Here is a 24,279-nt window from a genome sequence, read left to right as displayed (position 1 = left end):
GATTTGATGATGCATGCAGAATTTTTGAGTAAAGTATCGGCTTTATATCAACGCTTTCAAGAACATGACAGTACGCAAGCAGATCGTATTGCGCGCTTTCGCAATATTGAGCCTGAGTCTGCACAATTTTTGGCGCAACTGGTTCATATTCAGCAGCCTCAGCAGATATTAGAAATAGGAACATCAACAGGTTACTCAACCTTATGGTTGGCTTATGCAGCGCAACAAGTGAATGCTCGATTAACCACTTTAGAAATTGATGCTGGGAGAAGTCAACAAGCCGCTAGCCATCTTGCGGATTTCAATTTATCCAATGGTGTTGAGTTTTGGGTGGGTGATGCAGCTGAATATTTGAAGCAGTCGCAAGCCATCTTTGATTTTATATTGCTAGATGCTGAACGTGATGCTTATGTCGACTATTGGCCAGATTTGAAACGACTAATGTGTGTTTCACGCGGAGTTTTGGTGGTTGATAATGTTCTATCGCATGCAGATCAAGTCACGGACTTCATCGCGATTATTCAGCAGGACGAGCAGTTTAACCTGTCTACATTAGCGATTGGTGCCGGCTTGTTGGTGGTGACGTGGGATCATGAAAAACAATCAGGATAAATCCTGATTGTTTGAGATTCAAAAATTAATGAATACTTAAGCGCGTAAAGTGCAAATCATATTCTAAATATTTATGAACAAAAGCTGTTTTATTATTACATCGAACTAAGTTGTTATAAATAAATTCAGGCACAGGGTGGTACAGCTCGCCTGAACCATCGGCATAGAAAATTTTTAAATAGCGTGTGGAAGCATTGTATTTCCAAGATGTTACCGCAATTGTCCCCATAAGCGACTCCCCATCATTTACATGGAATCACAGCAATGTGGCTGCTTAATTTAAACTTATGCCAAACTTAAAAAGTGAAGTATTACAGTTTTGTAAATAAAAAACCGTACATAAAGTACGGCTTTTTTAAGTGATCAATTAACGCATTTTCGCAAGGAAACGACCTACTCGGGTAATAGCTTCACGTAGTTCATTTTCAGCAGGTAAGAACACCACACGGAAATGATCTGGTGTTGGCCAGTTAAAGCCTGTGCCTTGAACCAGAAGTACTTTTTCCGCACGAAGTAGATCAAGCATCAGTTTTTCGTCATCTTGAACTGGATAGATTTCTGGGTCCAATTTCGGGAAGCAATACATTGCGCCTTCAGGTTTAACACACGATACGCCTGGAATGTCATTCAACATTTGCCAAGCGATATTACGCTGTTCGTATAAACGACCACCTGGGCGAATTAAATCATTGATTGACTGGTAGCCGCCTAAAGCAGTTTGAATGGCATACTGAGCTTGGTGGTTAGCACACAAACGCATAGAAGCGAGCATGTCTAGACCTTCAATATAGTCGACTGCACGAGACTTATCGCCTGTGATTGCCATCCAGCCTGAACGGTAACCCGCAATACGGTATGCTTTAGATAAACCATTGAAAGAGATACAGAGTTGGTCACCAGCTAATGCTGCTACAGAAACATGTTCAATACCGTCATAAACGATTTTGTCGTAAATTTCATCTGCAAACAAAATCAAATCATGCTTTTTAGCCAATGCGACGATTTGCTCAAGTACATGGCGTGGATAAACTGCACCTGTTGGGTTGTTTGGATTGATAATCACGATACCACGGGTACGTGGTGTGATTTTACTCTCCATATCCGTAATATCGGGATACCAAAAGTTTTCTTCATCACATTTATAATGAATAGCTGTACCGCCTGAAAGATTTACCGCAGCCGTCCAAAGGGGGTAGTCAGGCATTGGCACGAGCATCTCGTCACCATCATCTAACAAGCCTTGCATGGCCATCATAATCAATTCAGAGACACCATTTCCGATATACACGTCATTGACATGCATATCTAAGATGCCTTTTTGCTGATAGTACTGACAGATGGCTTTACGCGCAGGGAAAATCCCTTTTGAGTCGGTATAACCCACTGCATTTGGCAGGTTTAAAGCCACATCATTAATAATTTCTTGAGGAGCTTCAAAACCAAACGGTGCAGGGTTACCAATGTTGAGTTTGATAATCTTATGGCCGGCTTCTTCCATTTCATTGGCCGCTCGTAACACTGGTCCACGGATGTCGTAGCATACATGCTCGAGCTTAGACGATTTTTTTATTTCGCGTGGGGTTTGGAGAGTGTTCGGCATTTTGATGTTCTCGGAAAGAGTGGAGGTCACTTTTGCATAACGGTATAAATAGCTTTTAAATGTTTCAGTTGTCACCAGGTCGAGATCATGTTCATCTCTGAGTAAAGCAACAATTTTTTCATGCGTAAAACCCACCTGTTGATATTGTTTAATCACAGGCAGTAGATGTTTAAAAATAACGCTCTTTTTTTGCGACATTTTTTTAATCCTGAGCAAGAATGTCAATAAGACTAACACTAAATTTGCTCACAAAAAAGCATTTAAGAAAATAAATTGCTTACCATTTTTATTAATTGCTTTCTTTTTGCTTTTATTGGAATTATAGGTCTTTTGTAAATTGTGAACTAAACACTAGAAATTTTAAGTTGAATCACGTAAATATAGGATTATCCTATTTTAAATAGCAAGATAGAAAGGGACGTGATCATGGGAAAACTCAATAAAACAGACCGAGAATGGCAAAGAGAGTTATCACCTGACGAATTTCGCATTACGCGACAAAAGGGGACGGAACCAGCCTTTACGGGGAAATATTGGAATACTAAACAAGCCGGCACTTATGTATGTCGCTGCTGTGGTACGCCATTATTTAATTCTGAAAATAAATATGACAGTGGTTGCGGCTGGCCAAGTTTTTATAAGCCACTCAATACGACTGTGATAGAAGAGCATCAAGATACAACACATGGCATGGTGCGTACCGAAATTGTATGTCATCACTGTGATGCTCATTTAGGCCATGTTTTTACAGATGGACCTGAGCCTACAGGTTTACGTTACTGTGTAAACTCGGCTTCATTAGAACTAGAAACACAAGAAAAAAGTGATGAGGATACTTATCCATGACCAACATTTATCAGTTTGAAGCGGAATTGTTAGATGGAAAAAATAAAGCCTTTGCTGACTATGAGGGCGAAGTGCTGCTCATCGTCAATACGGCCAGTAAATGTGGGTTTACACCACAATTTGCGGGATTAGAAAAAATTTACGAGCAATATCATGCACAAGGGTTTGAGGTGTTAGGCTTCCCTTGTAATCAGTTTGGGGGGCAAGATCCGGGTAGCAATGAGCAAATAGGAACGTATTGTCAGAAAAACTATGGGGTGACTTTTCCCATGTTTTCCAAAGTTGATGTTAAAGGCCCTGAAGCCCACGCCATATTCCGTTATTTAACCAATAACAGCAAAGGGATTCTCGGCAGCGGCATTAAGTGGAATTTTACAAAATTCTTGATTGGTAAAGATGGCAAAGTAATTAATCGTTATGCGCCAACCACCAAGCCTGAAGCCATTCAGGCAGATATTGAAAAAGCATTACAACAATAATCGGTTGATGTATCGTCAGTGATGAAAGAGCAAGGTGCTTTAGTTGAATTTTGGAGTGACCCACACATGCCTTATGTGGAAACACGTCGGGCATGTGCAAGTCGTGCTTGTTATAAAGCCCATAGTCATCCGACATTTTCAATTGGAACGGTGGATCAAGGTAACAGCATTTTCACTAGCCACTTCGGTGGAACGCAACAAATAGACGCTGGTACTTTGGTATTGGTTCCTGCACATGTAGAACATGCGTGTAATCCTGTTCCAGATCAGGCTTGGAGCTACCAAATGATGCATTTAGATGCACATTGGTTGAATCAGTTATTACAAGAAACTGCACATAAAGATGCTTATCAAGACATACCGCAGTTCAAACCCGTGCTGTATAAACAGCCTAAGATGTATCATGACTTCAGTTGTCTTAACAGTCAATTATTTGATACTGCACTGTCTTATTGGGAAAAAGAACAAACCTTAATCACAACACTTACTGAGCTTTTATTTCCATATATTCAGCTAGAATTTCTTGCTCCTCAACACTATGCACAGCAAGAGTTTAAGCAGCTTTTATCGATGATTCAGGATGCTGATGTGTTTTTATCATTAGAGCAAATGTCGCAAGAAGTCCAGTTGAGTCGGTATGCCATTATTCGGCTATTTAAATCGTCTTTAGGTATGACGCCGCACGCTTATCAATTGAATCATAAAATTAATGATGCACGTACCTTTTTAAAACAAGGTATGGATATAGCGCAACTGAGTTATACGCTGGGCTTTAGTGACCAAAGTCATTTTCATCGTGTTTTTAAAAATTTAACGGGCACTACGCCTAAGCTCTATCAAAAGCAACATCGCGCAATTTTATCCAAGAGTTGATCTTCATCCATCGTTAGGCTTGTCTCACTTTTAAAGAGAGATTAGTGATGGAGCTTTTTATTGTTATTGCTGTGACGCATTTTGTGGCTTTGCTTTCTCCTGGCCCCGATTTTTTCCTGATACTGATGACGGCATTAAACAGTGGTCAACGAAGGGCACGATATACAGTTTTCGGTATTGTAGCTGGGAATGTTTTTATTCTAGCGCTTATTTTTACTTTACTGGGGTGGCTTGGGCATATTCATGCTTATGTTCTGCTGTTGCTACGCGGATTAGGTGTTGCTTATTTATTGTATTTGTCTATGCAATGTTTTCGCTATAAGCATCATGAGAGTGTTGAAGTTCAAGCGCGTGATCCTGCACCTCCTCAAACGAGAATTCTATGTTTTACTCAAGGTTTACAGTCAAGTTTGCTGAATCCTAAAAATATGATGTTCTATAGTAGTTTGATATTGCTGGTTTATTCAAAATTTGATTTTTATACTTTGCTTTTAATGAGTCTCTGGATGGTGGCACTGGTTCTGATGTGGAATCTGCTGTTGCTTAAGTTATTGAGTTGGAAGCGTTGGAATCATTTTTTAACCCAGCGACTCAATTGGCTTTATAAGATGTCAGGGTGCTGCTTTGCCTCTTTTGCAATCGTTTTGCTATTAGATGGGCTAGTAATATGAGAATCTTAAAGTAAAAGTCAATCAGTTGTCTGACGTCATAAGTTATAACAATGGAATAATTAATTCTCATTTGAATTTACAATTTAAATGAGAATTAAATCAGTTTGACTAAGATCAATTCTCATTTACTATCAGGCTCGAATTTTAGATTGATGAAAAAGGGTAGGAAATGGTTAAGCTGAAACCATTGGTGTTAATGATGGCATGTGTATCTGGGTACAGTATTTCATATGCTGCCGAAGCTCCAGTAGTCGTTGAATCTGACTCATCATCTCAGGCGAGTAATCTTACAGCTTTGGAAACAATCCGTATAGTTGCAAGTGCCGATGCTTCTGCAAATGGTTTAATGGAAGCTTTCGCTGGTGGTCAGGTTGCAAGTGGCGGCCGAGTTGGGATTTTTGGGAATCAAAAAAATCTTGATACGCCATTTAATTTAACTAGCTATACCAATCAATATATTCAAGAGCGTCAAGCAAAGAGTGTTGGGGATGTGCTAAAAGCAGATCCGAGTGTACGTGTTGGGCGAGGATATGGTAATTTTCAAGAAAACTACTATATCCGTGGTTTTAACTTAGGGTCAGATGACACTGCTTATAATGGTTTATATTCAATATTACCGCGTCAATATATTCCAACAGAACTTTTTGAGCGTGTGGAAGTATTAAAGGGTGCCTCATCGTTTTTAAACGGTGCTATGCCAAGTAATGGTGGGATCGGTGGAGCAATCAATCTTCTACCAAAACGAGCAGGAAATGAGCCATTAAATCGGGTAACTGTGGGTACCGATTTTAATGGTGGCTATATCTCAAATGATATTTCACGACGTTTTGGTAAAGATCAGCAATTTGGTGTACGAGTAAACACCGCCTACCATGATGGAAATACGTCTGTTGATGATGAAAAGAAATCATTAGGGCTTGCTGCTATTGGACTAGATTATAGTGGTGAGGGCCTACGCCTTTCGGGTGATATGGGCTATAGCAACAATCGCTTAAATGCAACTCGACCAAATGTAACATTGGGTGCTGGGTTAACGTTGGTACCAAAGGCTATTGATAGTTCTAGTAATTATGCTCAAAAATGGTCTTATTCAAATGAAGAGAATGTTTTTGGAAGTTACCGTGCGGAATATGATTTTAATGATGCACTAACTGCATATGCAGCATATGGTTTCCGTCATGGCGAAGAACAAAACTCACTGGCAAGCTACACATTAAGAAATGCTTCAACGGGTGCTAGTACACTCTACCGTTTTGACAATGCTCGTGTAGACATGGTCAATACAGGTGAGGTAGGGGTACGTGGAAAGTTCGATACAGGTTCAATTAAACATAATTTAGTTGTTTCTGGATCAGCATTTCAACTAAATACGAGAAATGCCTATTTTATGGATTCAGGGAATCCATTGAACTCTAATATTTATCATCCTATTCAACATGACCAACCTGCTGCTTTAACACCAGCATTCTCAGGTGGAGATATGGATAGTCCGAAATTGACCACTCGGACGCGCTTAAGAAGTGTTGCTATTGGGGATAATCTGACTGCATTAGATGATAAATTAATTATCATGTTGGGTGCGCGTTATCAGCAGATTCTCCAAGATACATATAATTATTCTCAAGTGAAAACAGGGGCATATGATGAGAGTAAATGGACGCCTGCACTTGGAGTAACCTATAAAATTACTCCAGAAGTTTCAGTTTATGCCAACTACATTGAATCTTTAGCGAAGGGTCTAACAAATACAACTGGTGGGGTGACCACATCGATTAAACCGTTTGTGGCTGAACAGAAAGAAGTAGGTGCCAAATATGAAAATGACCATCTTGGGGTGACATTAAGTTTATTTGATATTAATAAACAACGTGGCATTATGCAAAATGGTGTATTTAGTGATTCTGGTGAATACGTTCATCGGGGGCTAGAACTGAGCAGTTATGGAAAGCTTACAGACTCCTTGACTGTTTTAGGTGGTTTAACGTGGATGCATGCGACGCAAGAGAATACTGGCTCAGCTATTTATGATGGAAATTATGAAGTAGGGGTTCCAAAGTTTCAGGCGAACCTAGGCACGAATTGGAAATTACCACTCCCGCAAGATATTTCTTTGAATGCCCAATTGACTTATACAGGTTCAACTTATGCAAGCTTGGACAATAATTTGAAAGTTAAAGATTGGACTACGCTTGATTTAGGTGCAAGTTATAGAACTCAGTTTGGTCAAACCCCAACAACATTTAACTTCCTTGTGAATAATGTATTTGATCAGGATTATTGGGGTTCTGTTGGTCTATATGACAATATTAACAATACAAGCAACACCAATAATGGCTATTTAGTTGCTGGTTTACCGCGAACATTTATGCTTAGTGCATCATTTGATTTTTAATCGAATGAAAAAAAGAAAACCTCCTTTATAGGAGGTTTTCTTTTTTAGATGAGCTTATTTATAAAATTGCTTTAAGGCGAGCAATGACTTGTTCACACTGTGCAAGATCTGCAACTAGCGCAAGACGTACATGGTTTTCGCCTGGGTTACCTTGCTCAGTATCGCGTGACAAATAACGTCCAGGAAGCACTTTGACATGTGCTTTTTCCATGAGCATTTTTGCAAAAGTTTCGTCATTATCTACTTTTAACCAGTAGTAAAAACCTGCATCTGGTTTTTGTAGGGGCAGTATATGGCCCAATTCCTTTTGAAATAAATCAAATTTTGCACGATATTGCACACGATTTGCTTCAACATGCGCTTCGTCATCCCATGCTGCAATCGAAGCCAATTGGTGCTGTACAGGCATCGCCGCACCATGATACGTACGGTATTGCAAATAAGGCTTGAGCAATGCTGCATCACCCGCGACAAAGCCAGAACGCATACCTGGTAAGTTTGAGCGCTTAGACAGTGAGTGGAATACGACACAGTTTTTGTAGTCGTCTCGGCCTATTTCAGCACAAACTTCGAGTAAGCCCACAGGTGCAGTATCAAACCAAAGCTCTGAATAGCATTCATCCGATGCAATCACAAAACCATATTGGTCTGAAAGTGCGATTAATTTTTTGAATTGTTCTTTTGATAACACAGCACCAGTCGGATTGCCTGGTGTACAGACAAATAATAGGGCAGTTTTCTCCCAGACTTCAGCAGGTACAGCATCAAAGTCACCGAGATAACCATTTTCTTCGGTGCAATTTACAAAGTACGGTTTTGCTCCAGCAAGTAAAGCGGCACCTTCATAAATTTGGTAGAACGGGTTAGGCATAACCACATAAGGCGCATCTTCACGATTTACCAATGCCTGTACAAAAGAAAAGATTGCTTCACGGGTGCCAGAAACAGGTAATATATTGTTTTCTACACTAATCTGATTGAGTTGAAAACGACGGGTTAGCCAGTTTGCAATACTGGTGCGTAATTCGGGTATACCTTTACTGTTTGGATAGGTCGATAAATGCTGAAAATTATCGATAATGGCTTGTTTCACAAACTCGGGTGCAGGATGCTTAGGCTCACCAATCGATAATGGAATGAGAGGTAAGTCTGCGGGAGTAATATCCTGAAATAGTTTATTCAACTTTTCAAAAGGATAAGGGTGTAAAAGGGATAAACTCGAGTTCATGAAACAAAATACCAGTGTGTATTGTTAATGTTGACCACAGACCTGACTAGAGGCTTCATCTAAGGCTGATTTTAGTTGTGCAGCAAAAGTTTCAGCTTCAGTTTCGGTCATGGGTTGACCATCTTTTTTGGTGACAAAGAAAATATCTTCGGCACGCTCACCTAGGGTGGCAATTTTAGCAGAGTGAATATCTAACCCTTGCATCATAAACAACCCGCCCACTTTGGCAAGTAAGCCAGGATGGTCAAGTGTTGCAATTTCGACCATGTTTTGTTGCAGTGCTTCATTCAGCGTAATATCAACGGTGTTTTCAATGTCGAAATGGCGTAGTTGACGTGGGATACGACGTTGCATGAGCCCAGGGTATTTATCTGAATTGGCTAAGGCATCTTTTAATGCTGACAGTACTTTGGCTTCACGTTCAGGGTCGGTTAGCAGCGTACCAAAACGGTCAAGCACGACATAAGTGTCTAAGCTAAATGCTTTGGTCGCGGTAATAATACGTGCATCTTGTACATCCAAGTTCATACGATCGAGAATAGCAACTGTTGTCGCAAACAGGTTGGGCTGATCTTGGGTATAAATAAAGATTTGTACCGCATCTTGAGCAAATTTACGCTGGGCACGCATTAAAACCAGCGGTTCAGGGTTGTCACCGTGCTGTAAAATAGCGCGTGTGTGCCAAGCAATTTCATCAGCAGATTCTTTGAGGAAATATTCATCCCCCAGTTCTTGCCAGACTTTTTCGACATCATCTAGTGCAAACTCTTCGACCAGTTGTTCGCTGGCAGAAAACTTGGTGTCCTCGATGAGCATTTGATAGTCCACAGGACGGCCTAAACCTGAGCGAATCACGTCACGTGCATGGGTATAGAGCTGACGCATAAGAGATGCGCGCCACGTATTCCAAAGTGAAGGATTGGTTGCATTGATATCCGAAACTGTCAACGTATATAGATAGTCGAGATGTTCCATGTCGCCCATTTTCTCAGCAAAAGCTTTAACCACATCGGGGTCAGAAATGTCTTTCTTTTGAGAAGTGACGGACATGAGTAAATGGTTTTGGATGAGCCATGCGACAAGGTTGCATTCGCGTTCGGTAAAACCATGACTACGACAGAATTCAATCGCATCGGTTGCACCTAGCTCACTATGGTCTCCGCCACGGCCTTTAGCAATATCATGGAAAATGGCAGCCAAATAAACAATGTCACGACGTGCCAGACGTTGGAACACTGAACTGACGACAGGGAAGTCTTTAGCAAACTCAGGTTCTTTGAAACGGTTTAAGTTGCGCAGTAATAATAAAGTATGTGCATCTACGGTATAGATATGGAATAAGTCATACTGCATCAACCCCATAATCTGCCCAAACGCAGGAATGTAGTTGCCTAAAACGCCATAACGTTTCATTGCCACCATGGTTTCATATAAACGATGGGGTGAGCGAATGATGGCCATAAACAGGGCTTGATGTGATGGATTATCTCTATATTTTTGGTCAATGCGTTTAGCTGCCAAAATTAACAGACGTAGAGTGCGCGCGCGAATGCCTGTAATTTCAGGTCGATTAGCCAATATATAGAAAATTTCTAAAATAGCACTTGGGTTTTCAGAGAAAATTTTATGGTGTTGAACGGCTAGTTTGCCGTCGACTAGTTTAAAATTTTCATTGATTTCTTCAATGTTACGCTCATAGTTCGGTAGGCGTGGGGTAATCACAGATTCATTGAAATAAGCCAACAGCATTTCATTCAGCGTGGTGACTTGTTGAGCGCTTCGATAGTAACGCTTCATGAATTGTTCAATTGGATAATTCGGTGATTTACCTTCTTCACGCACATAGCCAAACTTTGCTGCAATGTCACGTTGATAGTCGAACAGTAAACGGTTTTCATCACGTTTAGTGAGGCGGTGTAGGTGATGACGAATTTCCCAGAGGAAGCTTTCGGCTTCTTCTAATACACCCAACTCAAACTCTGAAATAAAGCCTAAGTGCACCAAGTCATAAATACGGTTGACGCGGAAATGCCGCTTAGCAATCCAACCAATTTGGTTAATGTCCCGAATGCCACCCGGCGCGTTTTTAATATCGGGTTCTAGATTACTTTCCGTAAAGTTATGCTGTGCATAGCGTTTGGCCTGTTCTTCCATTTTTGCATCATAGAAGGTTTTATCTGTCCATGTTTGCGAAACAATGCGTCGCGGCCATTTGGCTAAGTGTTCATTGCCTGTAATTAAACGGGACTCAATGAGGGCTGTGGCAACTGTTAAGTCGGAGGTTGCTTGTTCAACACAGTTGGCAATGGTACGTACACTAATGCCGGGCTTGAAATTGCCGACATCCCAAAGTGAGGAAATAAAGACTGAAATGATTTTCTCTTGTTCTTCGCTAAACTCATCTTCAGACAAGATCATGATGTCTACATCTGAGTAAGGCAGCATCTCTCGGCGACCATAGCCACCGACAGCAAATAAACTTAAGTCTGTCTGATCGAGTTTTGCATATTTCCATAGGAAAATAAGTGCTTCATCGATCATATTTGAACGCGTTAAAATGACATCACGAATGGATTGGCCATGATCAAAACTTTCTTGTAATTGATTTTCGACATCACTACGCCATTGATTAATCGCTTTGATGTCGTGATTACTGCTGACATAGTTAAGCAGTGGAGAAGTATTGATCATGAACCGTATCCGTATATTTTAACAACGCTTAATTTTGATGAACGCTAACCAGTTCAGCAGCTTGTGCTGCTAGTTCACGCGCTTGGTCGGTTGTTTCAGCACGTGCTGTCGCAACACCCATACGGCGACGTGTAAAGCCTTCTGGTTTACCAAAAATGCGTAAATCAGTATTTGGGTTTGCCAAAGCAAGATTTAAGCCAGAAAAAGATAAGTTATTATCATCTACGCCAGCATAGATCACGGCGCTCGCTGCAACGCTATGACGTGCCGTATTTACAGGTAGACCCAAAATCGCACGTGCATGTAGTTCAAATTCACTTTGGAACTGAGAGGCAAGCGTCACAAGACCAGTGTCATGTGGTCGTGGTGATACTTCACTAAACCACACTTTATCGCCTTTGACAAAGAGTTCTACACCGAAAATACCACAGCCACCCAATGCGATAGTGACTTTATTGGCAATACGTTTTGCTTCGTCAAGTGCGGCTGGTGTCATGGCTTGAGGCTGCCAGCTTTCCACATAGTCGCCTGCGTCTTGGCGGTGACCAATTGGGTCACAGTACGACGTTTCAATTTCACCTGTTTCAGGGTTTTTAGAGCGAACTGTTAATAGCGTAATTTCAAAATCAAAATCAATTTGCGATTCTACAATCACAGTCCCTTGGTTTACACGACCACCTGTTTGCGCATATTCCCAAGCAGCATCTACTTCTGAAAATTCTTTTACGCGGGATTGGCCTTTACCAGAAGAGGACATGACCGGTTTAACAAAGTTTGGATAACCAATGTCATCACATGCAGCACGGAAAGATTCTAAAGTATCTGCAAAACGGTAAGCCGATGTAGGTAAGCCCAGTTCTTCCGCAGCTAAACGACGGATGCCTTCACGGTTCATGGTTAAATTGACCGCTTTTGCAGAGGGGATGACTGTCGCAATATTATCTTGTTCGATTTCAACCAATACTTGTGTCACAATGGCTTCAATTTCGGGAACAATTAAATTCGGCTTAACGTCCTGAATGAGTTGTTTAAGCGCTGTCGCATCTGCCATATTTAAGGTATAGGCATAGTGTGCCACTTGCATTGCAGGAGCATGATCGTAACGGTCAGCAGCATGAACTTCTACACCTAAACGTTGTAAAGAAATCACAACTTCTTTCCCAAGCTCTCCAGAACCCAATAGCAGAACTTTAAATGCTGAAGGCTGAAGTGGAGTACCAATAGTAACGCTCATGTAAATCATCCATGCTTGATTTTATGGGCTTTTAGCATAGCAGAACTCTTAAAAGTGTTCAGGGTTCATTCACATAAATTAATGATATTGTCCAACAATTTTTTTTATAATGCTGTGCATTCCAACATCAAAATTTTCATGTAAAAAGATGCTCAATAAACTTTTACAATCAAGCTGGAAATGACTTGCACAGATGAATCGCTTCAAATAGCACTTTAAGTTTTGATGGATGCAAGATATGGGTTAAAAAGGCATAGGAATATAGGTGTAAACCAAGCCGTAGCTAAGCGCCGCGGTGAGTGTGGCAGGGACGATTTGCTTAAACTTGAAATAAAGTCCAGCTAATACGATGAAGCCGACTAACATGGCAAAACTTTTATTGGGTGTATCTAACAGTGGTGGCAAAGTAGCAACCACGAGCATTGAACTGATCGCCGCGATACCAATCGAACCTAATGCAATCTTCAACCATAGAGCACCGCGCTTTTGTGAACCTTGTTGGAACTTTTGAATGACGAAGAATGGGCCAAAGCGTGAGGCAAAATTTGCAATACCCACTACAATGCCGACCAAGATAATTTCGATATTCATGCTTGATCTCCCATATGTTCAGGGTCTGGTTTTTTCAGTACATAGTGTTTAAACAAACCTGCAAATATACCTGAACTGATACCAATAAAAATTGCAGCAGATAAGTCAATAAAATAGCAGGCAATGGCAGATACAAGAATGGTCACAGCCACCACGAAGGTATGTTTCTTTTCAAATGCTGCCAATAAGAAACTTAAGAACAGTGCAGGTAGTAGAAAGTCTAGAGCGGCTTGTAAAAACTGGGGTAAATGACTGACTTGGTCTGCAAACATTCCACCTAGAAAAGAACCTGTAGCCCATGCGAGCCAACTAAACAGGCTTAAGCCCAGCATCCAAGACTCAGACCACTCTTGGCGACGTTGTGACAGTTTAATCATGCCTGAGGCAAAAACTTCGTCGGTTAGCCCCCATGACCAAATAGCAGTTTTCTTTAGGTTCAGTTTATCTTGAATTAAGTTTTGTAGCGCAGGGCCATAGAGTAAGTGACGAATATCTAAGGCAATCACAGTGAGGGCAGTCATCCAAATAGACGTGCTACTACCCAATAGTGCAACGACTAAAAACTGACTGGCCCCTGCATACATTGAGCAGGATAAAAATAAAGCCTCCCATGCACTAAAGCCAAACTGGGTTGCAGATACACCAAAGGCAAAAGAAACAGGTAGATAGGTAAAGATAATCGCTTGGCTATCCTTAGCCCCTTGCCAAAAGCCAGCAGCTTGTGCAGGAGTGGGATTAAGTTCGGACACAACACACCTTGAAGAAGACTTTATCAATGGGTCAAAATTGATTGTGTATTGTAACTGAATTCACTAGCATAGTGCCCAATTGTTTGTTGAGGCGTTTAACCATGTTGAAGCTCGAATTACGTACTTTAGGGCTGACTGCAATTATTGTAAGCAGTTTACTTTTGCAAGCTTGTGGGCAGTCAGAGCAAGCTCCTGAACAAAAAGTAGAAATTAAGGCTGCGCCAAAAATTACCAATGATGCTACGGAATATGCCCAGCGTGCTTGGGTGTTTATCAATGAAGTAGATGGCTTGGTGTATAACAAGCAATTGGATCAGATTGAAGCCAAAGTCCGTCATCCTGCACGTAAACTCAGTACGGACTGGCGTATTAATGTCAAAATGACAGACTCAGTAACCGAAGGAAAATACGCACTGTGTCGTAAAGCCTTGACCAGCTTAGAAGTATGGGCACGTGAGACCTTAGACGGTTCGTCAAGTGTTGCACAGAAACAGAGCGATTATGAACGTGATAAAGCACAATGTCGGGGCGCAATTGATAATCCAAGTTTAGGCAATACGGATCCTAAAAAAGTAGGCGTCTAAGACCGAAATAGCATGCCCAAAAGCGAGTTTTTAAAACTCGCTTTTTTATGGTTAGAGCTTTAATGAAAAATATAATAAAAATAGTACATTATCCCAATGCAGTAAAATATCTGAATTGAGTCGAATTTTAAGCGTTAATTTAAAAAATTAGTTTTTGTGATGTTTACATTAATTATTGGTCAAATGCTGCCACAGCAGTCCAAAGTCGTTGAGAAAAATAGTCAAGACGTTACGCCGTGTAAGCAATATTTTTATACATCTTTTTTATATGAATTGCGCTCTTAAGGCGCACACTTGATTGCCTATTCTGAGCTATGTGCCATTTTATGCAGCATTGCAGGATCTAAAATCTTAATCTTTTTAAAAGCAATTGCCAGTATTCCTTGTTTTTCTAAGTTTTGAAGTTCTTGGTTGATGGTTTGGCGTGAACACATCAGCATTTGAGCCAGTTGCTCCTGTGATAAATGGATTTCATCATTGGTAATCGACAGATGGTTGCCATAACCGCTTAAAATAAACAGTAAGCGTTGAGCCAGTCGTTGACTGATATTTTGACTTTGGATTGCGATCAGTTCTAAAAAAGCGAGGCGTAACTTCTGTGAAGCAAGCTGTGCAATATGAAACCAAAATTCTGGGGTAGCTTGGATAAACGCCTCAACATCGCGTTTAGGCAGATGGAGCAGGGTGCTTTTTTGAATAGCAATCGCATCGTGCGAACGCGGTTGCTGATCAATTAACGAAATTTCTCCAAACCACATAATCGGTTCAGCGATTGCTGCAACGGCTTCTTTACCTTCAATGTCGACATGACCTAAACGAATTGCGCCGTTCAAGACTGCATAGATGCCATCAAATAAATCTCCAGAGTGAAAAACAGCTTGGTCTTTTGCAACCTCAATATATTTGGCATGTTGCACAATATACTGTTGATAGGCTTGTGGTAGTTTGGCGAACCAATTGTTATTGAGTAATTGTTGTTGATGTTGAACTTCCAGCATTCCGCGTCCTTTCGTGATTGATCGAGCAACTTGTCAGGTCGACGACAACTTTATGAGCTGTTTTCCTTTAAAGTTATTCTATATCGTGATCAATATCATGCAATAAGGAAATACAGTATGAATAAATTAGAAAAATTATTAAGTCAGTATGCAGCTTATCATCTTGATCATAAAAATATCGTGACCCACTTTGTGGGTATTCCGTTGATTGTGTTTTCAATTATGTGCTTAACCGCAAGAGCTGGCATGACTATTGGCAGTTTTGAAATTACCTTGGCGATGGTTTTGATATTAGCGAGTATTGTTTACTACTTAAGCCTAGATCGAATTTTTGGTGTGATCATGTTAGTAATCTATGCCATGGCTTATCCATTGGCATATAAAATTTCACAGTTTGATTTGGGACTTTGGTTAAGTCTCAGTATTGGTATTTTTGTCGTCGGCTGGGCGTTCCAGTTTGTCGGGCATTTCTATGAGAAGAAAAAACCGGCCTTTATGGATGATGTGATTGGCCTAGCTATCGGACCATTATTTGTTTTGGCGGAAATGGTGTTTATGCTTGGTTTTAGAAAAGACATCGAACAACGTATGTTAGATGAAGCGCGTAAACAGCGTGCTGCAATGGATGATAAATATGTCTCTGTGACATCACATTAACTGAATTATTTTATCGAGAAAAAAGCCAGTGAATTTCACTGGCTTTTTTCTGCTGTTTTAAGATGTCTTCGCGACTTTACGTGTATCTGGTTGAGCTTTGGGTGTATTCGGGCTTGGAGCATGAGCATCTTTATGGGATTTATTGGCCATTTCATTGGCTTTCATTGAATCATGTTTCACCATTTTATCTTGCTTCATGGCTGGATCATGTTTGGCTGTTTTGTCTTGTTTCATTACCTGATCATGTTTCGTCACGTTCATGGTTGCGACGCACTTACCACCTTTATGATTTGCACCTGTACCACCCGACGGTGTTGTTCCTTGTGGGCATGCAAATGCTGTAGCGCTAAGCGTTGTGAATAAACCTGCTGCAATAAATGTGCTGATCTTTTTCATTTTCGTTTGTTCAATGAAGGCATTAATGCCTGTGATTAAATTAGCGATAATACGAAAGAATAGAAGTGATAATATTGTGTGAGATCCAAACGGATCAGGTGTTCATATGTTATTTAATGCTGTTTTTAAGATTGGTTTAAGCTTATAAAAAAACCCGATGGGTATCGGGTTTTTTTATATTCGGAACGACTTATACGTTAAAGCGGAAGTGTAGAACATCACCGTCTTGAACGATATACGTTTTACCTTCTAAACGCCATTTTCCTGCTTCTTTCGCGCCTGCTTCACCGTTGTATTGAACGAAGTCGTTATAAGCAACACATTCAGCACGGATAAAGCCTTTTTCGAAGTCAGTGTGGATCACACCCGCCGCTTGTGGTGCAGTTGCACCCACTTTAACGGTCCAAGCACGAACTTCTTGTACACCCGCCGTGAAGTAAGTCTGTAAACCTAAAAGACCATAGCCCGCGCGAATTACCACGTTTAGACCCGGCTCTTCCATGCCTAAAGCTTCAAGGAACTCAGCACGGTCTTCATCTTCAAGCAGTGAAATTTCAGCTTCGATTTGGTTGCAAAGCGGAACCACGATTGCATTTTCTTCAGCTGCCAGTTTTTTCACAGCATCTAAATGTGGGTTGTTTTCAAAACCATCTTCAGCAACGTTCGCAATATACATGGTTGGTTTTAAAGTCATTAAACCAAAACCACGAACCAGTTTACGTTCGTCGTCGTCTAGGTCAGCTGCGCGAGCAGGTTTACCTTCATCAAGTAAAGGTAAAATTTTGTCTAAAACCGCTTTGGTTGCGAGCGCTTCTTTGTCGCCACCTTTTGCAGATTTTGCTAAACGAGTCACTGCTTTTGTCACAGTTTCTAAGTCAGCAAGTGCAAGTTCCGTGTTGATGGTTGCGATGTCATCAAGCGGGTCAATTTTACCGTTAACGTGAATGACGTTTTCATCTTCAAAACAGCGTACAACGTGAGCAATCGCATCCGTTTCACGGATATTTGCAAGGAATTGGTTCCCCAAGCCTTCTCCTTTAGATGCACCAGCAACTAAACCTGCGATGTCTACAAATTCCATCGTTGTTGGAATCACACGCTGAGGTTTTACAATCGCGGTAAGTTTGTCTAAACGTGGATCTGGCACAGGAACGATGCCTGTGTTTGGTTCAATGGTACAGAATGGGAAGTTTTCAGCAGCAATAGCAGCTTTAGTCAATGCATTGAAAAGTGTAGATTTACCAACGTTCGGCAAGCCGACAATACCGCAATTAAAACCCATGAAATAACTCACAACGTGTTATATAAAAATTGCCAGTGATTTTACATGAAAGCCATGACAAAGTCAGGTCTCAGGGGAGAAGAATCAAAGTTGTAAATCATGTTGTGGGCAGAATCTCCTCATTTAAGCCTTTTCTTTTAATAAAGGAACTAGATTTAAGAGATCCATTGCATGTAGATCATTGTCTATGTAAGGACTGGAGTCTTTCATGAAAATGGCGTGAACTTCATATTGAAACACCCTCCTCAGAAAAAGGAGGGGCTAAAAAACTTAAATGTACAGTATAGAGCTCTATTTTATATGGGAAATGGGATTAAACCTTCCTTTTATCGAGTTGATTTGCCAGATTGTCTCCAATTGCTTGCACACACATCACCAAAATTACAAGCACGACAATCACGGCCAACATGATCTGCATATCAAAACGCTGATAACCATAGCGATAGGCAATATCGCCTAAACCACCTGCACCAATGGCACCTGCAATGGCAGAGGAGTTAATCATGGTCACAATGGTCACGGTAAAACCCGCGACAATTCCTGGTAGCGCTTCAGGTAACAACACATGCCAAATGATTTGACTGCGATTACAGCCGATAGCTTGCGCAGCTTCAATCAAACCTTGATCTACTTCGCGTAAACTGACTTCTGCAATCCGTGCAAAAAAAGGGGTTGCCGCCAAGGTTAAAGGGACAACTGCTGCCCAAACACCATAACTGGTGCCGACAATCCAACGTGTGAGTGGAATGAGGGCCACCATCAAAATAAGGAAGGGAACAGAACGGGTAATATTTACCAACCAGCCTAAGCTATGGTTAATACTTTTAGAAGGATAAATGCCATGCTCAGAGGTGCTCACTAGAACCACTGCCATTGGCAGACCAAGGAGCAAGGCAAAAAATGCGGATGCACCGACCATGATTAAGGTATCGATGGTGCCTGTCAGTAATAAATCAATGAGTTGGTCGTGCATAGCCCAGTACCTCTACATGTGTCACATGCGCTTTTAGTTTTTGTCGTAGCGATTGAATTTCTAAGTCCTGTGTAGGAACAGCAATAACCAATGTTCCAATTAAATGGTTTTGGATGGTGTCGACCTGACTTTGATATAAATGCACAGTTTGTGGAAAGTGCTCCAAAATCTTTTTTAAGTCAGGTGGATGATGCGCATCTGAAGTCGAGCGAATTTTGAAAATGGCATGTGTATCAAGCTGCATAGGTACAGCATTTAAGCGAAAAGGCAAATCGAGTTGTTCTAGATTCAGTAGTTCTTGGGTAATGCTTTGTTGGGGTTGAGAAAACACCGACCATACTTCGCCTGATTCCACAATTTCACCAGCATCGATGACCACGACCTGATCGCAGATTTCCCGAATCACTTGCATTTCATGGGTAATCAATACAATGGTGATACCTAACTTTTGATTAATCTCTTTGAGCAGGGACAACACCACAGAGGTGCTTTCTGGATCGAGTGCAGATGTTGCTTCATCACAGAGTAAAATTTCAGGATGGTGAACCAATGCACGGGCAATGCCGACACGCTGCTTTTGACCGCCAGACAGTTGTGATGGGTAATGCTGTGCCTTATCACTCAGCCCGACCAACTGTAATACCTCGTTGACACGTTGTTCGATGTCTTGTTTGGGATAATTGGCAACTTTGAGGGGTAGTGCGACATTTTCATAAACTGTCTTGGCAGACATTAGATTAAAATGCTGGAAAATCATACCAATGCGTTGGCGGAGCTGAATCAGCTCAGCATGGCTCAATGCCGCCAAGTCTTGTTGATGAATATGAATATGACCTTCACTGATACGTTCTAAACCATTTAAGGTGCGGAGCAGAGAAGATTTACCTGCACCACTTTTGCCAATAATGCCAAACACTTTACCTGTCGGGATATCGAGGTCAATATTTTTGAGTGCATGTACAGTATGCCCTTGTACCGCATAGTGTTTGTTTAAGTTACGAATTTTGATATGTGGAATTGAAAAATCCACATGAGAACCAAAGCTGACCATTCTTTTTCTCCTTATTTCCAGCCTTCAAACCACAGACCTTGGCCAAAATCACGATCTAAAATTTCTTGAACGTGTTTTGAGTTTTGGAATGCTTGCACAAAAGTCGCAAGTTTTTGGTTTTGATCTGGATAGTCTTTACGTGTCACAAATAAAATGGCGTATTTCTTGTTTATCGGGTCAAGAAAAAGGCATGATGCGGATCTGTGACCTTAGCCATTTTTAAATAATGCGGGAAGCCAAAAATTAAATCGGCATCATTAAACGCATGGGCAGTTTGTGGGCCTTCTACTTCAATAAACTGAAGCTGTTTAGGATTGCTCACAATATCTTTTACGGTAGATAGTTCATTGTTGAGGTCTTTGAGCTGAATCAAACCTGCACGATGCAGTAAAATTAGGGCGCGTGCCGAGTTTACAGGGTCATTGGGGATGACCACACGTGCTTGAGTGGGTAGTGCATCTAAGGACTTATATTTTTTTGAATACAGTCCGACATGACTTCCTGCTCCTGTGGCGAATGCATGCAGATCATAATTTGTTTCGCGAATTGCATTGCTCAGAAAGACACTTTGCTGAAAAAAGTTGGCATCAATGTCACCATTTTGCACAGCAACATTTGGCGCATGCCAGTCCGAGAATTCAACTAGTTTGACTTGAATGCCTTGTTTCTTTACCTCATCTGCCACGCTTTGCAGAAGTTCGGCATAAGGTGGGCTAATACCAATCGTTAAGACATCATCTTGCGCATGGCTTTTGCTATAGCGGTAACCCGCTAGAGTAAAAATTGCCACGATGACGCTTAAGCCAATCAGCCATTTTTTTAGATTTTGAGTGAAAGATTGCGTCATGGCTTATACTCACTTCCAACCAGAGAACCAAAGTTTTTCACCAATTTCACTATTCAAGGTCTGTTTAACTTTGTCTGATGTTTGATAAATCTTGATGAATTTTTCAAGTTGTGCTGCTTTCTCTGGATGTTGCTGTTGGTAGTCGTCACGCACCACAAATAAAATCGAATACAAAGTATTGGTGTTGTCATCTAAGATCAACGCATCATTTGGGTCGATGGTTTTTGCAAGACGTAAATAATGTGGATAGCTAAAGACCAAGTCAGCATCATCAACGGCACGCGCAGTTTGTGGACCTTCAACTTCAATAAACTGGAGCTTTTTAGGATTGCTGACAATATCTTGCAGGTTCGATAGATGATTGTTTGGATCTTTTAAGCTAATCAATTTAGCCTGTTGTAACAGTAAAAGCGCACGCCCTTGATTTACTGGATCATTTGGAATAACTGTACGTGCATTTTCAGGAATCGCATCAATCGAGTCATATTTTTTTGAATATAAACCGACGTGTGTGGTGACGCCTTTATCCAGTGCTTTCAGTTTAAATTGGGTTTCTTTGATGGCGTTATCTAAGAAGGGCTGATGCTGAAAATAGTTGGCATCAATATCACCATGGTTGAGCGTGATATTGGGGGTATTCCAATCCGAAAACTCGACCAGTTTGACGTTGATGCCTTGCTGTTTCGCTTCTTCCACAGCCACTTTTAATGGATTGGCAAAGGGTGGGCTGATCCCAATCACCAGTTCAGAGTTACTCGATTTTTTATGATAAGACCACGCCACCAGTACAATGACGATGGCAGCGACAATTACCCCAATAACGGTAAATTTTGTTTTTGCAGTTTGAGCCATGATATTTCTCGTATTTTAAAATTTATGCAGTTTGTTTTTGCTGTGTTTTAGGATGAGCGCACGAGCTTTGACATCGATACTGCTGTACTGGGTGGTCTGCGGCCAGTCGGTCACCTTGAGCGAATAATTTGTGGCGTAAACTACCTGTTTCATAGGCGGTTTTATAACGGCCACGCTCTTGTAATTCTGGGATGACCCAACGAATAAAGTCTTGATGTGACTCTGGGGCGACGGTTCGTGTGAGATTAAAGCCATCTATGCCAGTTTCATCTAAGAGCTGAATGAGTTTTTTTGCTACAGTTTTTCCACTCCCGACGATCAGTGGATAGCGTCCACCGAGTACATGCTGGGCTTTTAAATCCGCTCGTGTAACTTTTTGCTCTTTAAATTTGTTATTGACCGAGGCAATGCTATTGGTTTGTTTATAAGGAATCGCTTCATCATCTGTGAACTGCGCTAAATCAATTCCGACTGAACTTGAAAAATGCGCCAAACCTGCTTCTGGACTGGCATAGCGAATATATTCGGCGAGTTTTTCTTGTGCGAGTTTGTCTGTTTCTGCCGTAACTACACTAATGCCAACAAAGAGTTTAATGGCTTGCTCATCACGACCATGGCTTAATGCAAGCGCACGAATTTTATCGACTTGCTGTTTCAGTTTTTCAGGTGTGTCAGCACCAATAAACATGGCTTCAGCATGTTGAGTTGCAAAAGCTAAGCCTTTGCTTGAAGCGCCCGCTTGATAAAGTACAGGCGTGCGCTGAATAGATGGAGAAACTTGAAAAATGCCCTGGCTTTGGAAAAATTTGCCTTGATGCTGTATGGCGTGAACTTTTGAAGGGTCGGTAAAGACACGGTTTAACTTATCTTTTTGTACGGCATCGTCTTCCCAAGAACCTTCCCAAAATTTATAGCAAAGTTCGAGAAACTCTTCAGCTTGTTCATAACGCAAGTCGTGATCTTTTAAACCTTTTTGACCAATTAACCGTTCTGCGCTGTCTAAGTAACCCGTGACAATGTTCCACCCAATACGACCGTTTGTTAGATGGTCGAGGCTCGCAAAGCGCCGTGCAAACTGATAAGGCGACTCATAGCTCAAATTTACAGTGACACCAAAACCTAAGTGCTGTGTAACGGCAGCCATTGCAGAAACGAGTGTACTTGGGTCATGGCTTGGAAGTTGAATTGACTCTTTTAGGGTTAAATCCAGACCATTTTGATAAACATCGTAGACACCCGTAATGTCGGCGATAAATAAACCATCAAATAAACCTTGTTCTAAAGTTTGCGCCAAATCGGTCCAATAGCTGAGCTCATTAAAACGATGTGACTCATCACGTGGGTGTGTCCACAAACCATGATTGATATGACCTACGCTATTCATATCAAAGGCATTCAGGATGATTTGCTTCGGCTTGTTATTTTGAGATGATAGTGTCATTACAATGTCCCTCTGCGTGGCGGAAGTACACCGTTAAGAAGATAATTGGCAATGAAGTAATATTTCCAACGTGACGCATCATGTAGCGTGTGAACACGGGCATTACGCCAAAAACGGTCTAAGCCATCTTCACGCTGACTACCACGACTGCCTGCTAGTTCAATTAATTTCGAAGCGGCTTTTAAAGCGGTTTCTGTGCTGTGTGCACGAACTTTCGCTACATCGAGAGAAGCTTTTGCAATGCTATCAATGGTTGGATTAGGACGTGCTGCATCGATTGAGCGAGCTGCTTGTTTGAGTAAGACTTCACTGGCACGCACATCGGCAACCACGCGTCCTAGTTCAAACTGAGTTAGAGGATCATCGGTTGCCTGTTCAACAGCAGAGTCAATCCATGGCCGAGCCTGACGCACACGAACCAGTGTTTCCTCAAAAGCAGCACGTGCGATACCCGTTTCAATTGCAGCATGCATAATTTGTGCAAAAGGCCCAACCAGAGTCGGCCTAGAAAAAGCGGTATCGAAAGGAACAATATCTTCTGCATCTACAGCGACATGATTGAATTTGACTGTCCCGCTGCCTGTGGTACGTTGACCAAAACCTGACCAATCATCAATCAGTTCTAGTCCTGAGTTATTCCGTGGGATAAAGACCAGAAGCTCTTTGTCATCGGCATCTTTGACTAAGGTCGGTATGCGGTCTGCAAACAGGCTGCCCGTGCAATAAAACTTTTCACCATTGACCTCATAGCCTTGTTCCGTTTGGCTCAGTGCAGTTTGTTTTTGTGTTGCATTTTTAGTTTTAAACTCAGCCAAGGCATTACCAAAGCGAGCGCCTTTGAGCACTTCTGCATAGAGTTTACGCTTTTGTTGTTCAGTACCGTTATTACGTAAAACCTCTAAGGCATAGAAATGGTTCTGTGGAATTTGTCCAATCGAACCATCCACACCACTCATTAGCGCAATAATTTGTGCGACAGTATAACTGGAAACATCGGCTCCCCCGAATTCCTTAGGTACAGTAATGGCCCAAAGGCCAGTTTGGCTATAGGTCTCGATTTCCTCAAAAGGCAAAATACGTTCCGCATCGCGTTGGATAGCCTGTTGTTTAAACTGCTCAGCTAAATTTTTGGCAATTTCTAAGGCTTCGGCATCGCTTTGAATAATATGTGCATATGCCGCGTTTTGGGATTGAAGTGGAAGAATAGGTTGAAATGAAGTCATGACGTTCTC

At 41.4% G+C, this 24,279-nt stretch carries 24 protein-coding genes and 1 pseudogene; 9 read left to right on the top strand and 16 right to left on the bottom strand.

Translation table 11 applies throughout. The features are described from left to right. Positions 1-6 precede the first annotated feature (6 nt). The gene (locus ACFN7Z_RS09410) at positions 7-612 is read left to right on the top strand and encodes an O-methyltransferase (protein ID WP_010326570.1); all 606 of its coding nucleotides are present in this window, start codon (positions 7-9) and stop codon (positions 610-612) included. A gap of 25 nt (positions 613-637) precedes the next feature. On the opposite strand, the gene ACFN7Z_RS09405 is transcribed toward ACFN7Z_RS09410, so the two are convergent. Then, positions 638-841 (bottom strand): KTSC domain-containing protein, encoded by a 204-nt coding sequence (locus ACFN7Z_RS09405; protein WP_004980128.1) that lies wholly within the window; start codon positions 839-841, stop codon positions 638-640. A gap of 138 nt (positions 842-979) precedes the next feature. After that, entirely contained in the window at positions 980-2,410 is a 1,431-nt protein-coding gene (locus ACFN7Z_RS09400) for a pyridoxal phosphate-dependent aminotransferase (RefSeq protein WP_010326571.1), read from the bottom strand. Positions 2,411-2,638: 228 nt separating this feature from the next. On the opposite strand from ACFN7Z_RS09400, the gene msrB reads away from it, so the two are divergent. The 5 genes from msrB (at position 2,639) to ACFN7Z_RS09375 (ending at position 7,473) form a co-directional block, all read left to right on the top strand. After that, complete coding sequence (gene msrB / locus ACFN7Z_RS09395) at positions 2,639-3,058, top strand: peptide-methionine (R)-S-oxide reductase MsrB (RefSeq protein WP_005399615.1); 420 nt, start codon at positions 2,639-2,641, stop codon at positions 3,056-3,058. Continuing rightward, positions 3,055-3,537 (top strand): glutathione peroxidase, encoded by a 483-nt coding sequence (locus tag ACFN7Z_RS09390; protein WP_010326572.1) that lies wholly within the window; start codon positions 3,055-3,057, stop codon positions 3,535-3,537. The genes msrB and ACFN7Z_RS09390 overlap by 4 nt, the downstream gene beginning before the upstream one ends. A gap of 21 nt (positions 3,538-3,558) precedes the next feature. Next, on the top strand, positions 3,559-4,410 hold the full coding sequence (locus ACFN7Z_RS09385; RefSeq protein ID WP_010326573.1) for an AraC family transcriptional regulator: 852 nt from the start codon (positions 3,559-3,561) through the stop codon (positions 4,408-4,410). Between the two features lie 47 nt (positions 4,411-4,457). Continuing rightward, positions 4,458-5,081: a LysE family translocator gene (locus ACFN7Z_RS09380; RefSeq protein WP_010326574.1), complete on the top strand. Its 624-nt coding sequence runs from the start codon at positions 4,458-4,460 to the stop codon at positions 5,079-5,081. A 169-nt stretch (positions 5,082-5,250) separates the two neighbouring features. Further along, positions 5,251-7,473 carry a TonB-dependent siderophore receptor gene (locus ACFN7Z_RS09375; RefSeq protein ID WP_010326575.1) on the top strand — a complete coding sequence of 741 codons (2,223 nt, stop codon included), beginning with the start codon at positions 5,251-5,253 and terminating at the stop codon, positions 7,471-7,473. Positions 7,474-7,531: 58 nt separating this feature from the next. Here ACFN7Z_RS09375 and dapC read toward each other — a convergent pair whose 3' ends face one another. The 5 genes from dapC to ACFN7Z_RS09350 all read right to left on the bottom strand — a co-directional run bounded on the left by dapC (position 7,532) and on the right by ACFN7Z_RS09350 (position 13,966). Next, entirely contained in the window at positions 7,532-8,701 is a 1,170-nt protein-coding gene (dapC, locus tag ACFN7Z_RS09370; protein WP_010326576.1) for a succinyldiaminopimelate transaminase, read from the bottom strand. Positions 8,702-8,725: 24 nt separating this feature from the next. Next, complete coding sequence (gene glnD / locus ACFN7Z_RS09365; protein WP_010326577.1) at positions 8,726-11,392, bottom strand: [protein-PII] uridylyltransferase; 2,667 nt, start codon at positions 11,390-11,392, stop codon at positions 8,726-8,728. A gap of 28 nt (positions 11,393-11,420) precedes the next feature. Further along, a complete protein-coding gene (purT, locus tag ACFN7Z_RS09360) occupies positions 11,421-12,635 on the bottom strand; it encodes a formate-dependent phosphoribosylglycinamide formyltransferase (RefSeq protein ID WP_171056718.1) in 1,215 nt (404 codons plus the stop codon). 234 nt (positions 12,636-12,869) lie between these two features. After that, positions 12,870-13,217 (bottom strand): L-valine transporter subunit YgaH, encoded by a 348-nt coding sequence (gene ygaH / locus ACFN7Z_RS09355; protein WP_004980107.1) that lies wholly within the window; start codon positions 13,215-13,217, stop codon positions 12,870-12,872. Beyond that, complete coding sequence (locus ACFN7Z_RS09350) at positions 13,214-13,966, bottom strand: AzlC family ABC transporter permease (protein ID WP_010326579.1); 753 nt, start codon at positions 13,964-13,966, stop codon at positions 13,214-13,216. The genes ygaH and ACFN7Z_RS09350 overlap by 4 nt, the downstream gene beginning before the upstream one ends. Before the next feature lie 101 nt (positions 13,967-14,067). Between ACFN7Z_RS09350 and ACFN7Z_RS09345 the strand changes: the two genes are divergently transcribed. Both ACFN7Z_RS09345 and ACFN7Z_RS09340 read left to right on the top strand, forming a co-directional pair. Next, on the top strand, positions 14,068-14,550 hold the full coding sequence (locus ACFN7Z_RS09345; protein WP_004693449.1) for a hypothetical protein: 483 nt from the start codon (positions 14,068-14,070) through the stop codon (positions 14,548-14,550). A 159-nt stretch (positions 14,551-14,709) separates the two neighbouring features. After that, a complete protein-coding gene (locus ACFN7Z_RS09340; RefSeq protein WP_265734316.1) occupies positions 14,710-14,835 on the top strand; it encodes a hypothetical protein in 126 nt (41 codons plus the stop codon). Between the two features lie 17 nt (positions 14,836-14,852). On the opposite strand, the gene ACFN7Z_RS09335 is transcribed toward ACFN7Z_RS09340, so the two are convergent. Next, entirely contained in the window at positions 14,853-15,548 is a 696-nt protein-coding gene (locus ACFN7Z_RS09335) for a Crp/Fnr family transcriptional regulator (RefSeq protein ID WP_010326580.1), read from the bottom strand. A 117-nt stretch (positions 15,549-15,665) separates the two neighbouring features. Between ACFN7Z_RS09335 and ACFN7Z_RS09330 the strand changes: the two genes are divergently transcribed. Continuing rightward, positions 15,666-16,205 carry a DUF962 domain-containing protein gene (locus tag ACFN7Z_RS09330; protein ID WP_010326581.1) on the top strand — a complete coding sequence of 180 codons (540 nt, stop codon included), beginning with the start codon at positions 15,666-15,668 and terminating at the stop codon, positions 16,203-16,205. Between the two features lie 57 nt (positions 16,206-16,262). Here the strand turns inward: ACFN7Z_RS09330 and ACFN7Z_RS09325 are convergent, their stop codons facing one another. The 8 genes and pseudogenes from ACFN7Z_RS09325 to ACFN7Z_RS09290 form a co-directional block, all read right to left on the bottom strand. Then, entirely contained in the window at positions 16,263-16,601 is a 339-nt protein-coding gene (locus tag ACFN7Z_RS09325) for a hypothetical protein (protein WP_010326582.1), read from the bottom strand. A 190-nt stretch (positions 16,602-16,791) separates the two neighbouring features. After that, a complete protein-coding gene (ychF, locus tag ACFN7Z_RS09320) occupies positions 16,792-17,883 on the bottom strand; it encodes a redox-regulated ATPase YchF (RefSeq protein ID WP_004693442.1) in 1,092 nt (363 codons plus the stop codon). Positions 17,884-18,196: 313 nt separating this feature from the next. Beyond that, positions 18,197-18,856, bottom strand: coding sequence for a methionine ABC transporter permease (locus tag ACFN7Z_RS09315; RefSeq protein WP_010326583.1), 660 nt, complete (start codon positions 18,854-18,856; stop codon positions 18,197-18,199). After that, positions 18,837-19,907: a methionine ABC transporter ATP-binding protein gene (locus tag ACFN7Z_RS09310; protein ID WP_010326584.1), complete on the bottom strand. Its 1,071-nt coding sequence runs from the start codon at positions 19,905-19,907 to the stop codon at positions 18,837-18,839. The genes ACFN7Z_RS09315 and ACFN7Z_RS09310 overlap by 20 nt, the downstream gene beginning before the upstream one ends. 11 nt (positions 19,908-19,918) lie before the next feature. After that, positions 19,919-20,754 (bottom strand): annotated as a pseudogene (locus tag ACFN7Z_RS09305) (MetQ/NlpA family ABC transporter substrate-binding protein). 9 nt (positions 20,755-20,763) lie between these two features. Next, a complete protein-coding gene (locus ACFN7Z_RS09300) occupies positions 20,764-21,606 on the bottom strand; it encodes a MetQ/NlpA family ABC transporter substrate-binding protein (RefSeq protein ID WP_010326585.1) in 843 nt (280 codons plus the stop codon). A gap of 22 nt (positions 21,607-21,628) precedes the next feature. After that, positions 21,629-23,047, bottom strand: coding sequence for an LLM class flavin-dependent oxidoreductase (locus ACFN7Z_RS09295; RefSeq protein ID WP_010326586.1), 1,419 nt, complete (start codon positions 23,045-23,047; stop codon positions 21,629-21,631). Next, positions 23,047-24,270, bottom strand: a complete 1,224-nt coding sequence (locus tag ACFN7Z_RS09290; RefSeq protein WP_058952060.1) for an SfnB family sulfur acquisition oxidoreductase — start codon at positions 24,268-24,270, stop codon at positions 23,047-23,049. Before ACFN7Z_RS09290 ends, ACFN7Z_RS09295 begins: the two co-directional genes overlap by 1 nt. Between the last annotated feature and the right edge of the window lie 9 nt (positions 24,271-24,279).

The organism is Acinetobacter sp. P1332 (assembly GCF_044057475.1).
Taxonomy (GTDB): Bacteria; Pseudomonadota; Gammaproteobacteria; order Pseudomonadales; family Moraxellaceae; genus Acinetobacter; species Acinetobacter johnsonii.
This window is presented reverse-complemented; position numbering and strand designations above follow the sequence as displayed.

Coding starts and splice junctions, on each gene's coding strand:
- ACFN7Z_RS09335 (WP_010326580.1), bottom strand. CDS start 15,548: ATGCTGGAAGTTCAACATCAACAACAATTACTCAATAACAATTGGTTC.
- ACFN7Z_RS09290 (WP_058952060.1), bottom strand. CDS start 24,270: ATGACTTCATTTCAACCTATTCTTCCACTTCAATCCCAAAACGCGGCA.
- ACFN7Z_RS09295 (WP_010326586.1), bottom strand. CDS start 23,047: ATGACACTATCATCTCAAAATAACAAGCCGAAGCAAATCATCCTGAAT.
- ACFN7Z_RS09300 (WP_010326585.1), bottom strand. CDS start 21,606: ATGGCTCAAACTGCAAAAACAAAATTTACCGTTATTGGGGTAATTGTC.
- ACFN7Z_RS09385 (WP_010326573.1), top strand. CDS start 3,559: ATGAAAGAGCAAGGTGCTTTAGTTGAATTTTGGAGTGACCCACACATG.
- ACFN7Z_RS09310 (WP_010326584.1), bottom strand. CDS start 19,907: ATGGTCAGCTTTGGTTCTCATGTGGATTTTTCAATTCCACATATCAAA.
- dapC (WP_010326576.1), bottom strand. CDS start 8,701: ATGAACTCGAGTTTATCCCTTTTACACCCTTATCCTTTTGAAAAGTTG.
- ygaH (WP_004980107.1), bottom strand. CDS start 13,217: ATGAATATCGAAATTATCTTGGTCGGCATTGTAGTGGGTATTGCAAAT.
- ACFN7Z_RS09345 (WP_004693449.1), top strand. CDS start 14,068: ATGTTGAAGCTCGAATTACGTACTTTAGGGCTGACTGCAATTATTGTA.
- glnD (WP_010326577.1), bottom strand. CDS start 11,392: ATGATCAATACTTCTCCACTGCTTAACTATGTCAGCAGTAATCACGAC.
- ychF (WP_004693442.1), bottom strand. CDS start 17,883: ATGGGTTTTAATTGCGGTATTGTCGGCTTGCCGAACGTTGGTAAATCT.
- msrB (WP_005399615.1), top strand. CDS start 2,639: ATGGGAAAACTCAATAAAACAGACCGAGAATGGCAAAGAGAGTTATCA.
- ACFN7Z_RS09410 (WP_010326570.1), top strand. CDS start 7: ATGATGCATGCAGAATTTTTGAGTAAAGTATCGGCTTTATATCAACGC.
- ACFN7Z_RS09390 (WP_010326572.1), top strand. CDS start 3,055: ATGACCAACATTTATCAGTTTGAAGCGGAATTGTTAGATGGAAAAAAT.
- ACFN7Z_RS09375 (WP_010326575.1), top strand. CDS start 5,251: ATGGTTAAGCTGAAACCATTGGTGTTAATGATGGCATGTGTATCTGGG.
- ACFN7Z_RS09380 (WP_010326574.1), top strand. CDS start 4,458: ATGGAGCTTTTTATTGTTATTGCTGTGACGCATTTTGTGGCTTTGCTT.
- ACFN7Z_RS09400 (WP_010326571.1), bottom strand. CDS start 2,410: ATGTCGCAAAAAAAGAGCGTTATTTTTAAACATCTACTGCCTGTGATT.
- ACFN7Z_RS09340 (WP_265734316.1), top strand. CDS start 14,710: ATGTTTACATTAATTATTGGTCAAATGCTGCCACAGCAGTCCAAAGTC.
- purT (WP_171056718.1), bottom strand. CDS start 12,635: ATGATTTACATGAGCGTTACTATTGGTACTCCACTTCAGCCTTCAGCA.
- ACFN7Z_RS09405 (WP_004980128.1), bottom strand. CDS start 841: ATGGGGACAATTGCGGTAACATCTTGGAAATACAATGCTTCCACACGC.
- ACFN7Z_RS09330 (WP_010326581.1), top strand. CDS start 15,666: ATGAATAAATTAGAAAAATTATTAAGTCAGTATGCAGCTTATCATCTT.
- ACFN7Z_RS09315 (WP_010326583.1), bottom strand. CDS start 18,856: ATGCACGACCAACTCATTGATTTATTACTGACAGGCACCATCGATACC.
- ACFN7Z_RS09325 (WP_010326582.1), bottom strand. CDS start 16,601: ATGAAAAAGATCAGCACATTTATTGCAGCAGGTTTATTCACAACGCTT.